Below are 13610 nucleotides of genomic sequence, written 5' to 3'. Positions count from 1 at the left end.
CGGGACGTCAGCGGTGCGGGGCGCGGCGGACGCGCTGGCGGCCGCGGGCGGCGCCAGGCTCGCCACGTCGATGGAGATGGCCTCGGGCGGCACGCGCGTCACGATCCGCGGCGAGGGGCGCTACGACTTCCGCGACCGGATCGGCACGCTCACCGTCACGCTGCCGAAGGACCCGGCCGGCGCTTCCGAGCACCGGCCGATCACGGAGCTGCTGTCGCCGTCGCTGCTCTACATGAAGAACCGCGGCGCGGGCGTGCCCGCCGACAAGTGGGTGCGGATCGAGGCCGCGTCGCTGGACGACGGCAACCTCGTCACCGGCGGCGCCACCGATCCGCTCGCCGCCGCCGAGCTGCTGCGCACCGCCACGAAGGTGTCGTACGAGGGCGAGGAGGACCTGGCGGGCACCGAGGTGCGGCACTACGAGGGCGTCGCCGACCTCTCCACCGCGGGCAGGCAGGCGGCGCCGTACGCGCGGGGCGCGCTGAAGGCGGCGGTGCACGGCTTCGCCTCGCGTACCGTCCCCTTCGACGCGTACCTGGACGACGCGGGGCGGCTGCGCAAGGTGAGGCAGCGCTTCCGTTACGTCAACAAGGGCGGCGCCGTGACGGTGTACTCGACGACGCTGCTGTACGACTTCGGCACGCCGGTGCCGGTGAGGCTGCCGCCGCGCGGGGACATCTACTCGGGGCGTGTCGAGGGATGAGAATAGAGCGCTAAATGGTCCGGAAGTGCCATGCGCGGTGCGTATCAACCTCCCTACGCTAGGAAGCCGGTACCGACCGAGAGAGGTGATGCACGTGGCTCCGTTGCGTACGCCGACCGTTCAGGACCACGTGGCCCTGGTCGAGATCGAGCTGTGCGGCGAGTTGATGATCGCGGCGTCCGACGCGGACGGGGACCGGCTCAGCCCCGACCGCATCGACGAGGTGCTGAAGGTGGAGGCCGACCGCGCCGCGCGCCTCAGGCAGCAGGACCGGTGCAGGGGCGCCTGACGCGCGAGCGCGGCACGCGCGTCGGATATCTCACGTCCCGGGTCAGGTGCGCAGCAGGCGGGCGATGGCCTGCTTGGCCTCCTCGACCTTCTCGTCGATCTCCGCGCCGCCCTTGACGGCCGCATCGGCCACGCAGTGGCGCAGGTGCTCCTCCAGGAGTTGCAGCGCGAACGCCTGGAGCGCCTTCGTGGACGCCGACACCTGGGTGAGTATGTCGATGCAGTAGACGTCCTCGCCGACCATCCGCTGCAGGCCCCTGATCTGGCCCTCGATCCTGCGCAGCCGCTTGAGGTGCTCGTCCTTGCTCTTGTGGTAGCCGTACACCTGGTGCTCGTCGTGGGGGCCGTGCCCGGGGTGCGGGGCGGGCGGCGCCTGGGAGGGCGCTTCGCCGGTCGCGTCGGCCGCGTCCGTGGTCGTCATGGCGTCCTCCGTCATGGTCCCGTTGCTGTCCGTTTGGGTGGTTATACCCCCTGCGGGTATATGATACCTCTACGGGGAGGTTGGGTCAGGGGGTCCTTCAGGGTGGTCCCGCAGGATGAGCGACACTGGGACCCCACTCATCTAGCATCAGCCTGACCGAAATTCCAGGGACCCCGAGGACTCCAGGTGCGTTTTCGTCTTACCCCCAGGGAGACGAGCTTCTACGACATGTTCGCCGCGTCCGCGGACAACATCGTCTCGGGCTCCAAACTCCTGATGGAACTCCTCGGTGCGGACTCATCCGCGAAAGCCGAGATCGCCGAACGGATGAGGGCCGCGGAGCACGCGGGTGACGACGCGACCCACGCGATCTTCCACCAGCTGAACTCCTCGTTCATCACGCCGTTCGACCGCGAGGACATCTACACGCTGGCCTCCTCGCTCGACGACATCATGGACTTCATGGAAGAGGCCGTCGATCTCGTCGTCCTCTACAACATCGAGAAGCTGCCGCGGGGCGTCGAGGAGCAGATCGAGGTCCTGAGCAGGGCAGCCGACCTGACCGCCGAGGCGATGCCCCACCTGCGCACGATGAACAACCTCACCGAGTACTGGATCGAGATCAACCGGCTGGAGAACCAGGCCGACCAGATCCACCGCAAGCTGCTCGCGCACCTCTTCAACGGCAAGTACGACGCCATGGACGTGCTCAAGCTCAAGCAGATCGTGGACGTACTCGAAGAGGCCGCCGACGCGTTCGAGCACGTCGCGAACACGGTGGAGACCATCGCGGTCAAGGAGTCCTGAGCTTCGTGGACACCCTCGCGCTGATCGTGACCATCGGTGTCGCGCTCGGTTTCACGTACACCAACGGCTTCCACGACTCCGCGAACGCGATCGCGACCTCCGTGTCGACCCGCGCCCTCACGCCGCGTGCGGCGCTCGCCATGGCGGCCGTGATGAACATGGCCGGCGCGTTCCTCGGGCAGGGCGTCGCCGAGACCGTCAGCAAGGGCCTGATCGAGACCCCGCACGGCAACCAGGGGATGGGCATCCTCTTCGCCGCGCTGGCGGGGGCGGTCGTCTGGAACGTCGTGACCTGGCGGCTCGGGCTGCCGTCCTCGTCGTCGCACGCGCTGTTCGGCGGCCTGGTGGGGGCCGCGCTCGCGGGCGGCAGCGCGGTCATCTGGTCCGGGGTGATCGACAAGGTCGTCATCCCGATGATCCTTTCGCCCGTCGTGGGCCTGATCGTCGGCTACCTCGTGATGGTGGCGATCCTGTGGCTGTTCAGGAAGTCCAACCCGCACAAGACGAAGCGCGGCTTCCGGATCGCGCAGACGGTGTCGGCGGCCGGCATGGCGCTCGGGCACGGACTGCAGGACGCGCAGAAGACGATGGGCGTGGTCGTGCTCGCGCTGGTCATCGCGGGTGACGAGAGCTCGACGAGCAACATCCCGGTGTGGGTGAAGATCGTCTGCGCGCTGATGCTGTCGCTCGGCACGTACGCGGGCGGCTGGCGGATCATGCGCACGCTGGGCCGCAAGATCATCGAGCTGGACCCGCCGCAGGGGTTCGCGGCGGAGCTCACGGGTTCGTCGATCCTGTACACGACGTCGTACGTCTTCCAGGCGCCGGTGTCGACGACGCACGTGATCACGTCGGCGATCATGGGCGTGGGCGCGACGAAGCGCGTCAACGCCGTGCGGTGGGGGGTCGGCAGGAACATCGTGATCGGCTGGTTCATCACGATGCCGGCGGCGGGGGCCGTGGCGGCGATCGTCTACTGGATCATCAGCGCGATCTTCGGCTGAGCAGGGCCCTGCGCGCGGCCGCCGTTCAGGGCAGTGCGCGGTGCATGACGTGCAGGCCGACGTAGCCCTCGGCCGGGTGCCTGAACGCCTCGGGGACCGTGCCCACCACCGCGAAGCCGAGCGACCGGTAGAGCGCGACCGCGTGCACGTTCGTCTCCACGACGGCGTTGAACTGCATCGCGCGGAACCCCGCCTCGCGCGCCCACTCCAGCGAGTACGCGCACAGTGCGCGCCCGATCCCGCGCCCGGCGTGCGCCGGGTCGACCATGTAGCTGGCGCTGGCGACGTGTGATCCGTTGCCCGCCTGGTTGCGGTTCATCTTCGCCGTGCCTACGACCGTCCCAGCCTCGTCCACGGCGACGACCGTGCGGTCGGGCGGCGCCAGCAGCCACCACCCGCGCCCCTGCTCCTGGTCGAGGTCGCACGGATAGGTGAAGGTCTCGCCCGCGGCGACGATCGTGTGGAAAAAGGGCCAGATGGCGGCCCAGTCCTGCGCGTGGGCTTCCCTGATGTGCATCCGTCAAGGATGCTCGCCGCCGCGGCAAAGGCAAAGGCAATAACAAAGGCAAGGAGGACGAGATCCTCTCCTTGCCACTCTCAACTTATAGCGCACAGGGGGGCTTGCCACAAGGCCCCCATCGTGGCGCAGCATCGTCGGCCATGGCCACAACCTGCGGAAACGGGGCATACGTGCGTGTGTACGTGCGGGACCTTCAAGACGTCGACGAGACCCAGATCGCCGTCGTCGGCGGCAAGGGCGCGAACCTGGGCGCGCTGACCCGGATCGAGGGCGTCCGCGTGCCGGGCGGCTTCTGCGTCACGACGGACGCGTTCCGGCGGATCATGGCGGACGCGCCGTCGATGGACGACCTGCTCGACCGGCTGTCGGGCAGCGATCCCGACGACCGGGAGGCGGTGCGCGCGCTCAGCGCGGAGATCCGCCGGGCCATCGAGGAGACCCCGGTCCCGGGTGATGTCGCGGAGGAGATCGCCCGCGCGCTCGCCGGGCTCGGCGAGGAAACCGGCGGGGACGCCGCCTTCGCCGTCCGGTCGAGCGCGACCGCCGAGGACCTGCCGACGGCCTCCTTCGCCGGCCAGCAGGACACGTACCTCAACGTCGTGGGGGCCGCCGAGGTCCTGCGGCACATCAGCCGGTGCTGGGCCTCGCTGTTCACCGAGCGTGCCGTGGCCTACCGCCGGCGCAACTCCATCGACCACCGTGCGGTCCGGATGGCGGTGGTCGTGCAGCGGATGGTCTTCCCGCAGGCGGCGGGCGTCCTGTTCACCGCCGACCCCGTCACCGGCAACCGCGGGACCGCCACCGTGGACGCGGGCCCCGGCCTCGGCGAGGCGCTCGTCTCGGGACTGGTGAACCCGGACGTCTTCACCGTCCGCCACGGCGAGGTCGTCGCCAGGACGTTCGCCGCCAAGCACCGCGCCGTCCACGCCCTGCCGGGCGGTGGCACGGAGGAGGTGGCGGTCGACCCGCGGTGGCGCGAGGAGCCCGCGCTGACGGACGCGCAGGTCGTGGCGCTCGTACGACTCGGACGGCGGATCGAGGCGCACTTCGGCCGCCCGCAGGACATCGAGTGGTGCCTGGTGGACGGCGGCTTCAGCATCGTCCAGAGCCGGCCGATCACGACGCTCTTCCCCGTCCCCGAGGCCGGCGACGACGAGAACCACGTCTACCTCTCCGTAGGCCACCAGCAGATGATGACCGATGCCATGAGGCCGCTGGGTCTTTCCATGTGGCGGCTCACGGCCATGGCGCCGATGGTCGAGGCGGGCGGCAGGCTGTTCGTCGACGCCACCCGGCGCCTGGCCTCGCCCGCGAGCCGCGCCGCCTTCGTCGACCTCGTGGGCAGGGGCGACCCGCTGACGAGGGACGCGCTGGAGACCGTACTCGGCCGCGACGGCTTCCTCCCACCGCCCTCGGACGCGGACCCCGCAGGGCCACCCGCCGGGAGCGCCAAGCCCGCCGGGGACGCCAAGCCCGCCGCAGCCGCTGCTTCCGCCCCGATCGAGACCGATCCGGCGATCGTCACCGGGCTGATCGAGCGCAGCCGGGCGTCCCTCGGCGTGCTGGAACGCGACATCGCGGCGAAGACCGGGCCCGCGCTGTTCGACTTCCTGCACGAGGCCTTCGCGGAGCACAAGCGGGTGCTCACCGACCCGCTCTCCATCCAGGTGATCATGGCGGGGATGGAGGCCACCTGGTGGCTGGGCGACAAGCTGGACGAGTGGCTGGGCGAGAGGAACGCCGTCGACGCGCTGACGCTGTCCGCGCCCGGCAACGTCACGTCGGAGATGGGTCTCGCGCTGCTCGACGTCGCCGACGTGATCCGCCCGTACCCGCGGGTCGTCGCGTTCCTGCGGGGCGTCGACGGCGCCGCGGAAACGGGCCCCGGGGACGGCGGCTTCCTGGACGAGCTGGCGAAGATCGAGGGCGGCCCCGCGGCCCGTGACGCCATCGAGGCCTACCTCGACCGGTACGGCATGCGCTGCGTCGGCGAGATCGACATCACGCGGCCGCGCTGGCGCGAGCGCCCCGAAACGCTCGTGCCCGTGATCCTCGACAACGTGCGCAACTTCGAGCCGGGCGCCGCCGCGCGCCGCTTCGAGCACGGCCGGCAGGAGGCCGAGCGGAAGGAACGGGACGTGCTGGCGCGGCTGCGCGCACTGCCTGACGGTGACGCCAAGGCGGACGGGACGAAGCGGATGATCGACCGGGTCCGTACGTTCATCGGGTACCGGGAGTACCCGAAGTACGACATCGTCAGCCGCTACCTCGTCTACAAGCGGGCGCTGCTCGCGGAGGCCGGGCGCCTCGCGGGGGCCGGCGTGGTCCATGAGGCGGAGGACGTCTTCTACCTCACGTTCGAGGAGTTCCACGACGCCGTGCGCACGCGGCGGGTCGACGAACGGCTCCTCGGGCGGCGCAAGGACGCGTTCCGCTCGTACCAGGCGCTCACACCGCCCCGGGTGCTCACGTCGGAGGGCGAGGCCGTCGCCGGTTCGTACCGGCGCGACGACGTGCCGGCCGGTGCGCTGGCCGGGCTGCCGGTCTCCGCCGGGACGGTCGAGGGCAGGGCCCGCGTCGTCCTCGACATGGCGCGGGCCGACCTGACGGCCGGCGACATCCTGGTCACGGCGCACACGGACCCGAGCTGGTCGCCGCTGTTCGTCGGGATCGCGGGTCTGGTGACCGAGGTCGGCGGCCTGATGACGCACGGCGCGGTGATCGCCAGGGAGTACGGCCTTCCGGCCGTCGTGGGCGTGGCGGGCGCCACCGGGCTGATCAGGGACGGGCAGCGGATCCGCGTGCACGGCAGCGACGGGTACGTCGAGATCCTGCACTGACGGCGGGACCTGACGGCAAGAAGGGCCGAAGAAGGGCCCGCCCTCCGGGGAGGGCGGGCCCTGTCCCGCGGTGACACCGCCATGCAGCACCGCGGGAGGCTCGGAAAACGCCGGGGCCGGGGCCGGGGCCCAGGACAGTCGCCCGTCAGCCGAAGCGGCCGGAGATGTAGTCCTCCGTGGCCTGGACCGACGGGTTGGAGAAGATGCGCTCGGTCTCGTCGATCTCTATCAGCTTGCCCGGCTGCCCGACCGCCGCGAGGTTGAAGAACGCGGTGCGGTCCGAGACGCGGGCAGCCTGCTGCATGTTGTGCGTGACGATCACGATCGTGAAGCGTTCCTTGAGGCCGCCGATCAGGTCCTCGATCGCGAGCGTGGAGATCGGGTCGAGCGCCGAGCAGGGCTCGTCCATCAGCAGCACGTCGGGCTCCACGGCGATGGCCCTGGCGATGCACAGCCGCTGCTGCTGGCCGCCGGACAACCCCGCGCCCGGCTTGCCCAGGCGGTCCTTGACCTCGTTCCACAGGTTGGCGCCGGTGAGGGACTTCTCGACGATCTCGTCGAGTTCCTGCTTGCGGCGCCTGCCGTTGAGCCTCAGGCCGGCCGCCACGTTGTCGTAGATCGACATGGTCGGGAACGGGTTCGGCCGCTGGAAGACCATGCCGACCGTGCGGCGCACGGAGACGGGGTCGACGTCCGAGCCGTACAGGTTCTCGTCGTCCAGCAGGACCTTGCCCTCGACGCGGCCGCCCGGGGTCACCTCGTGCATCCGGTTGAGGGTGCGGAGGAAGGTCGACTTGCCGCAGCCCGACGGGCCGATGAAGGCCGTCACGGTGCGGGGTTCTACGGTCATCGAGATGTCGTCGATGGCGCGGAAGCCGCCGTAGAAGGCGCTGAGTCCGCTGACGTCGATGCGCTTGGCCATGGGTACTGCTCGCAATCAGGTGGTGGATGGCCGCGTCAGCGGCCGGACGTCTTCGGGGCCTGCCGGCGGGCGATGCCGCGGGCGATCAGGTTCAGGATCATCACGAGGATGATCAGCACGAGGGCCGCTCCCCAGGCGCGGTCGTAGCTGGCCGTGTTGCCCAGGTTGTACTGCTCGTAGATGTAGAACGGCAGCGACGACTGCGGGCCGTTGAACGGGTCGTTGTTGATCACCTGGCTGCCGAAGACCAGCAGCAGCACCGGCGCGGTCTCGCCCGCGATACGCGCGATGGCGAGGACGACGCCGGTGATGATGCCGCCGATGGACGTCGGGACGACGATGCTGACGATCGTGCGCCACTTGGGCACGCCCAGCGCGTAGGAGGCCTCCCGCAGCTCGTTCGGCACGAGCCGCAGCATCTCCTCGGTGGAGCGCACGACGATCGGCATCATCAGGATCGTCAGGGCCAGCGACCCGGCGAAGCCGGAGAAGCCGAAGCCCAGGATCAGGATCCAGAAGGACAGGACGAACAGGCCGGCGACGATCGACGGGATGCCCGTCATGACGTCGACGAAGAACGTGATGGCCTTGGCGAGGGCGCCCTTGCCGTACTCGACGAGGTAGACGGCGGTGAACACGCCGATCGGCACGGCGATGACGGTGGCGATGCCGACCTGTTCGAGCGTGCCGATGATCGCGTGGTAGATGCCGCCGCCCGGCTGGGTGCCGAGCACGCCGCTCATGGAGTGGCTGAGGAAGGTGCCGTTGAGTACCTTGACGCCCTTGGCGACGGTCGTCTCGATCAGCGAGTACAGCGGCACGATGGCGAGGACGAAGCACGCGTAGACGAGGCTGGTGGCGACCCGGTCCTTCGCCTGCCGCCGCCCCTCGACGGCACGCGTGAGCGTGTAGTTCGCGGCGACGAAGAGGATCAGCGCGATCAGCCCCCACTGCACGTGGCTGCCGAGGCCCGCGCCCGCGCCGATGCCGGCGCCTGCGAGCACCGCGCCCACCGCGATCGCGAGCGGCGTCCAGCGGGGGAGTCTGCGTTGCGCGAGGCGGCCCTGCGGGCGCGCCTGAGGCGCGGTCAGGTCGCTTGCGGTGTGGCTCATGCGTTCGCCCCCGAGTACTCCTTGCGGCGGGCGATGATCAGGCGGGCCGCGCCGTTGACGATCAGCGTGATGACGAAGAGGACGAGGCCGCCGGCGATCAGGGCGTCGCGCCCGAAGTTCGTGGCCTCGCCGAAGTGCGAGGCGATGTTCTGCGCGAAGGTGCCGCCCTCGGGGTCCAGCAGGTGCAGCGACAGCACCGAGGAGGACGACAGGACGGTGGCGACGGCCATCGTCTCGCCGAGCGCGCGGCCCAGGCCGAGCATGGACGCGCTGATGATGCCGGAGCGCGCGAACGGCAGCACCGAGAGGCGCACGACCTCCCAGCGGGTCGCCCCGAGGGCGAGCGCCGCCTCCTGGTGGGCACGCGGGACCTGCCGGAACACCTCGCGGCTCACGTTGGTGATGATCGGCACGATCATGATCGCGAGCAGGATCGACACCGTGAACAGCGAACGCGCGGCGGAGCCCGGCGTCGACTGGTCGAAGACGTACGTCCAGCCGAAGTACCGGTCGAGCCAGAGGTCGAGGCCGTTCATGTGCGGGACGAGGAACAGCGCGCCCCACAGGCCGTAGACGATGCTGGGCACGGCCGCGAGCAGGTCGACGACGTAGGCGAGCGGCGAGGCGATCCTGCGGTGCGCGTAGTGCGTGATGAACAGCGCGATGCCGATGGAGACCGGCACCGCGACGGCCATCGCGATGATCGAGCTGACGATCGTCCCGAAGGCGAGGACCGCGATGCCGAACACCGGCGGTGTGGTGTCCGTGTTCCACTCGAAGGTGGTGAAGAAGTTGCCGTGGTCCTGGGAGATCGCGTTGACCGCGCGGTAGCTCAGGAAGCCGGCGATGGCGGCCATGAGGACCAGCAGCAGGATGCCGGATCCCCCGGACAGGCCGAGGAACAGGCGGTCGCCGGCCCGGAGCGCGGGGCGCTCCCGCACCTCCGTTTCCGGCTTCGCGGATGGCTGGGGCGGGCTCGGCGGCGGCGCGTCGGCCGTCTGCGTCATGTCCATGGGTGAGGTCTCCGGTCTGGGTGGGGGAGCAGGGCTCCCCCGGCGGCGGTGCACCGGATGTACGCGGGTCCCGCGGGCGCCGGCCGCGCGGGGACCCGCCGTACACGAATCAGGGGTAGCGGATGAGCAGGGGTTCGGCGGGGAGGACGGCCGGCCGGGTCAGGACAGCGACTTGATCGCCGTGCGGACCTGGCTCGCGATGTTCTCCGGCAGCGGCGCGTAGCCCAGCGAGGTGATCTGCTTCTGGGCGTCGGCGCTCGCGATGTAGGTCAGGAACGACTTGGTGGCGTCGAGCGTCGCCTGCTTGTTGCCCTTGTCGCAGACGATCTCGTTGGTCACCAGGGTGATCGGCCAGGCGCCGTCCGCCTTGGTGGTGTAGTTGATCTTGAGCGCGAGGTCGCCGTTCGTGCCGACGACCTTCGCGTCCGCGATCGCCTTGGACGCGGCGTCGGAGCTGATCTTGACGGGCTGGGCCGCGCCGGTGTCCAGGGCGACGGTCGAGAGCTTGCTCGCGTTGGCGTAGGACAGCTCGGTGTAGCCGATGGCGCCGGTGGTCTGCTTGACCTGCGCGGTGACGTTGGCGGATCCCTGCGCGGACTGGCCGCCCTTGGCCTGCCACGTCTGGCCGCCCGAGTAGGGCCAGTCGCTGCCCGCGGCGGCGATCAGGTACTTGGTGAAGTTGTCCGTCGTGCCGGAGTCGTCCGAGCGGTGGAAGGGCTGGATCGCCGTGGAGGGCAGCTTGGCGCCCGGGTTCAGCTTGGCGATCGCGGGGTCGTTCCACTTGGTGATCTTCGAGTTGAAGATCTGCGCCATGGTCTTCGCGTCCAGCGTCAGGTTGTCGACGCCGGGGACGTTGTAGACGACGGAGATGGGGCCGCCGACCATGGGCAGGTCGATGGCCTGGCCGCCGGTGCACATCTTCTTGGACTGGGCGATCTGCTCGGGCTTGAGCGCGGAGTCGGAGCCGGCGAAGGCCGTCTGGCCCTGCAGGAACTGCTGCACGCCCGCGCCCGACCCGATGCCCTTGTAGTTGATCTGGATGCCCGAGCAGGACTGCGTGAAGTTCTTGACCCACTGGTCCATGGCGTTCTGCTGGGCCGTGGAGCCGGAGGCCAGCAGGTTGCCCGAGCCCTTGCCGCAGTCGGCGGAGCCGGCCGCGGACGCGCTCGCGCCGGTGCCGGCGCTCGCGCTGCCGCTGCCGCTGCCGCCGCTGTTGTCGTCCGAGCCGCACGCCGTGAGAACCAGGGCGCCGGAGACGGCGAGGGCACCGAGCGCGGTGGCACGCAGCCCGTTCTTGCGCAGAAGCTTCACTTGGGGTCGTTCCTTCCAGGAGCCGCCGTGCGTACGGAACGGAGGGCGGCGTGCGTCGGGTTCGTGGTGCGGCGTTCGGCCGGCACCGTGTAAGCCCGAAATTAGGCAGATGAGATGAAGGCGCCGACGGGGGGAAATGAACGCACGGTGAACCGTGAGGGACGGCCTGGTTCCGTCCCGGGCGGCACCGCTCGTGCCGCCTTCGTGTGTCGTCCGGACGCGCTCCCGGGGGGCTCGCCCGCTCGCCCTGCCTGCTTGCCTACCGGTCCACGTCGACTCGCCTACCGGTCCACGTCGAGCGGTGTCAGGAGCCGGTGCGGCTCCAGGAGTGCCCTGCTCACGGGGTTGCCGGGGTTCGGGTCGAGGCCGGGGCGCGGGGCGAGCACCACGTCGCCTGCGGTGACGACGTCACCGCAGGCCGGGCACTGCCCGTAGGCGCCGAGCTCCGAGCCGCAGGCCGCGTGTAGGAAGGAGCGCGGGACGTCCATGCCCTCCAGGTGGCCGCTCGCCCACGTCCCGAGCGAGAACAGCGTCGGCCACAGGGCCGCGCCCGCGTCGGTCAGCACGTACTCGTCGCGCGGCGGCGCCTGCTGGTAGCGGCGCTTCTCCAGCACGCCGGCCTGTTCGAGCGACTGGAGCCTGGCGGCCAGTACGGCGCGCGGGATGCCGAGGTGCACCAGGAAGTCCTTGTAGCGGCGGACTCCGTAGAAGGCGTCCCGCACGATGAGGAGCGTCCAGCGCTCGCCGACCACCTCGAGCGCGCGGGCGATGGAGCAGTGCTGCTGCGCGTAGTCCTTGCCGAGAGCCATGACTCCAGTCTACTCGCATGAGTTCGTTCATTGAACCTATGGTGCTACCCTCGACGTCACAGGTTCAATCACCGAACTCACAAGGGAGACGGGCCATGTCCCGACCACTCGACTCCGCCGCCGCGACCGGCACCTGGACGGCCGGCGTGGCTCCCGGCCCGGCCCCCGGCGAGTCTCCCGCCCAGGCTTCCGCCCCGATTTCCGCCTCGGCTCCCGGCGTGGCTCCCCAGGAAGCTGCGCAGGGACGCGTGACCGACCACCCCGCTCCCGCGCCGAACGCGCGCGGCACGCTGCTCGCCACGCTCGTCGCCACCTTCGTGGCGCTCATGGTTTATACGGCCCCGCTGCTGACCGTGCCCACGCTCTCCGGGACCTTCCACACCTCGCTGTCCGCTCAGGCCTGGCTGCTCAACGGCACACCGCTCGGGCTGGCGGCGGTGCTGCTCGTGGCCGGCGGCCTCGCGGACGACTTCGGCAGGCGACGGCTGTTCCTGATCGGCACGGTGGGCCTCGCCGTCACCACCGCCCTCAGCGCCCTCACGGATGACACCCTCCTCTTCACACTCACCCGCGTCGCCCAGGGGGCGGCGAGCGCCGCCATCCTGGCCGCCAGCCTCGGGCTGATAGCCCACGCGTTCCCCGCCGGTCCCTCCCGCCTCAGGGCCACCGGCGCCTGGGGCGCCGCCGTCAGCGGCGGCATCGCCCTGGGGCCGCTGCTCGCCGCCGCGTTGAACGGTCTCGGCTGGCGCGCCCTCTACCTGGTGCTCGGCGCGGCGGCGCTGGGCGCCGGCGTGTACGCGGCCCGGGTCCTGTCCGAGTCGCGCGCCGCGCACCGCGCCCGTCCCGACCTGCCGGGCGCGGCCGCCCTCGGGCTCGCCTTCACCGCGCTGCTGACCGCGCTGACGCTGGGCCGCAACGGCTGGCTCGCCGCCCCCGTGCTGCTCCTGCTGGCGGCCATGGTCGTCCTGCTCGCGGTGTTCGCCCTGATCGAGCGGCGCTCGGCGGCCCCGCTGGTCGACCTGGGGCTGCTGAAGCACACGCCGTTCCAGTCGTCGGTGCTGGGCGCCCTGTTCACCGGGATCGCGGTGATCGGGTTCTTCAGCTACCTGCCCGTCGTCGTCGAGGGCGTGCTGCACCTGTCGGTGTTCCAGACGGCCTGGATCGTGGTGCTGTGGGCCGGGACGGCCGCGGTGGTCGCGTACCAGGCCAAGCGACTGCACGCCCGGTTCGCCGTACGCCACCAGATGGCGGCCGGCTTCGTGCTGCACGCCGCCGGCATCCTCACCATGCTGGGCGCCGTGGGCGCCTCGTCGGAGGCGCGGCTGCTGCCCGGCGTGTTCGTCGCGGGCCTCGGCAGCGGCCTCCTGAACGCGGCGCTGCCCCGGCTCTCCGTCGAGTCGGTGCCGCCGCAGCGTGCCGCGATGGGCTCAGGGGCGAACAACACCGCCCGCTACATCGGGTCGTCCGTCGGCGTCGCGCTGATGCTTGCGCTGGTCACCTCGGCGGGCACCACCGCGCGCGGGGCGGACACGGCGATCGTCGTGATGGCGGCGGTGACGCTGCTCGGGGCTCTCCTGGTCCTGGTGCTGCGGGGCCGCCGGGGTGACGGGCCCGCCGGGTCCTGATCCGGTGCGACGCGCGGGGCGGGCGAGGCGCGGGACCGTGCTCTCAGGATGCTGCGTCGGCCGCGTGCTGCTGCCAGAGCCGCTGGAAGGCGAAGCGGGCCGCCTCGACCTCCAGGCGCTGGTCGGCGTGGAGCACCCCGAGCGCGTAGGCGGTGGCCGGGGCGATCCGCGGCGTGCGGGCCGCGCTCGCCGCGGCGGCCGCGGCCTCGGCCGCGTCGCGGTGACGGTCGAGGGC

The 13610-nt window shown here is 70.9% G+C and carries 13 protein-coding genes and 1 pseudogene; 6 read left to right on the top strand and 8 right to left on the bottom strand.

From position 1 onward, the window contains the following. On the top strand, window positions 1-703 hold a 703-nt coding region (locus JFN87_RS27145), incomplete at its 5' end, for an SCO4651 family lipoprotein (protein ID WP_209344098.1). A gap of 88 nt (window positions 704-791) precedes the next feature. Beyond that, entirely contained in the window at window positions 792-992 is a 201-nt protein-coding gene (locus JFN87_RS27140; RefSeq protein ID WP_209344096.1) for a hypothetical protein, read from the top strand. A 42-nt stretch (window positions 993-1034) separates the two neighbouring features. Here the strand turns inward: JFN87_RS27140 and JFN87_RS27135 are convergent, their stop codons facing one another. Next, complete coding sequence (locus JFN87_RS27135; RefSeq protein WP_245181922.1) at window positions 1035-1412, bottom strand: metal-sensitive transcriptional regulator; 378 nt, start codon at window positions 1410-1412, stop codon at window positions 1035-1037. 186 nt (window positions 1413-1598) lie between these two features. Between JFN87_RS27135 and JFN87_RS27130 the strand changes: the two genes are divergently transcribed. Together JFN87_RS27130 and JFN87_RS27125 are read left to right on the top strand one after the other, a co-directional pair. Then, window positions 1599-2219 (top strand): DUF47 domain-containing protein, encoded by a 621-nt coding sequence (locus tag JFN87_RS27130; RefSeq protein ID WP_209344094.1) that lies wholly within the window; start codon window positions 1599-1601, stop codon window positions 2217-2219. Window positions 2220-2224: 5 nt separating this feature from the next. Continuing rightward, the gene (locus JFN87_RS27125; protein WP_209344092.1) at window positions 2225-3223 is read left to right on the top strand and encodes an inorganic phosphate transporter; all 999 of its coding nucleotides are present in this window, start codon (window positions 2225-2227) and stop codon (window positions 3221-3223) included. 25 nt (window positions 3224-3248) lie between these two features. On the opposite strand, the gene JFN87_RS27120 is transcribed toward JFN87_RS27125, so the two are convergent. Beyond that, entirely contained in the window at window positions 3249-3740 is a 492-nt protein-coding gene (locus tag JFN87_RS27120; RefSeq protein ID WP_209344090.1) for a GNAT family N-acetyltransferase, read from the bottom strand. A gap of 143 nt (window positions 3741-3883) precedes the next feature. Between JFN87_RS27120 and rph the strand changes: the two genes are divergently transcribed. Then, complete coding sequence (rph, locus tag JFN87_RS27115; RefSeq protein WP_209344088.1) at window positions 3884-6583, top strand: rifamycin-inactivating phosphotransferase; 2700 nt, start codon at window positions 3884-3886, stop codon at window positions 6581-6583. A 145-nt stretch (window positions 6584-6728) separates the two neighbouring features. On the opposite strand, the gene pstB is transcribed toward rph, so the two are convergent. The 5 genes from pstB to JFN87_RS27090 form a co-directional block, all read right to left on the bottom strand. After that, complete coding sequence (gene pstB / locus JFN87_RS27110) at window positions 6729-7505, bottom strand: phosphate ABC transporter ATP-binding protein PstB (RefSeq protein ID WP_209344086.1); 777 nt, start codon at window positions 7503-7505, stop codon at window positions 6729-6731. A gap of 35 nt (window positions 7506-7540) precedes the next feature. After that, on the bottom strand, window positions 7541-8617 hold the full coding sequence (pstA, locus tag JFN87_RS27105; RefSeq protein WP_209344084.1) for a phosphate ABC transporter permease PstA: 1077 nt from the start codon (window positions 8615-8617) through the stop codon (window positions 7541-7543). Beyond that, complete coding sequence (gene pstC, locus JFN87_RS27100; protein WP_209344082.1) at window positions 8614-9630, bottom strand: phosphate ABC transporter permease subunit PstC; 1017 nt, start codon at window positions 9628-9630, stop codon at window positions 8614-8616. Before pstC ends, pstA begins: the two co-directional genes overlap by 4 nt. Before the next feature lie 159 nt (window positions 9631-9789). Continuing rightward, window positions 9790-10941 carry a phosphate ABC transporter substrate-binding protein PstS gene (gene pstS / locus JFN87_RS27095; protein WP_209344080.1) on the bottom strand — a complete coding sequence of 384 codons (1152 nt, stop codon included), beginning with the start codon at window positions 10939-10941 and terminating at the stop codon, window positions 9790-9792. A gap of 281 nt (window positions 10942-11222) precedes the next feature. Beyond that, window positions 11223-11750: a winged helix-turn-helix transcriptional regulator gene (locus JFN87_RS27090; RefSeq protein WP_209344078.1), complete on the bottom strand. Its 528-nt coding sequence runs from the start codon at window positions 11748-11750 to the stop codon at window positions 11223-11225. A 95-nt stretch (window positions 11751-11845) separates the two neighbouring features. On the opposite strand from JFN87_RS27090, the gene JFN87_RS27085 reads away from it, so the two are divergent. Continuing rightward, the gene (locus JFN87_RS27085; protein ID WP_209344076.1) at window positions 11846-13375 is read left to right on the top strand and encodes an MFS transporter; all 1530 of its coding nucleotides are present in this window, start codon (window positions 11846-11848) and stop codon (window positions 13373-13375) included. Window positions 13376-13418: 43 nt separating this feature from the next. Here the strand turns inward: JFN87_RS27085 and JFN87_RS27080 are convergent. Further along, window positions 13419-13610: pseudogene (locus tag JFN87_RS27080) on the bottom strand (CHAD domain-containing protein); the annotation flags it as partial.

This window comes from Streptomyces montanisoli (genome assembly GCF_017813245.1).
Classification (GTDB): domain Bacteria; phylum Actinomycetota; class Actinomycetes; order Streptomycetales; family Streptomycetaceae; genus Streptomyces; species Streptomyces montanisoli.
The sequence above is the reverse complement of the archived record's forward strand: the minus strand, read 5'-3'. Positions and strand labels throughout refer to the sequence as shown.